Source organism: Microvirga pakistanensis, assembly GCF_004458765.1.
Lineage (GTDB): Bacteria > Pseudomonadota > Alphaproteobacteria > Rhizobiales > Beijerinckiaceae > Microvirga > Microvirga pakistanensis.
The window spans coordinates 1-223 of the sequence record NZ_SPJX01000390.1 but is presented as its reverse complement, the minus strand read 5'-3'; the positions used below and the strand labels follow the sequence as shown (position 1 = coordinate 223).

At 66.4% G+C, this 223-nt stretch carries 1 protein-coding gene; it reads right to left on the bottom strand.

Going from position 1 to position 223, the window contains the following annotated elements; translation table 11 throughout:
- Positions 1-223, bottom strand: a 223-nt coding sequence (locus E4K09_RS18895; RefSeq protein WP_134499304.1) for an ABC transporter permease, incomplete at both ends; no start/stop codon positions are given.

Here is a 223-nt window from a genome sequence, read left to right as displayed (position 1 = left end):
TGCTTCATGCCGCTGACCAGAAAGGGCAGCGATGCGGGCAGGATCACCCGCGTCCACTTGTGGAATCCTTCCGACCCCATGGTGCGCGCGGCGCGGGCGAAGATCGGCGGAATGTTGCGCGCGCCGTGATCGGTGGCGATGATCACGGACCACACGGTGCCCATGATCACCACGAAGAGCATCGCGCCCTCGGTCTGGCCGAACCACACGAGGGCGAGCGGCA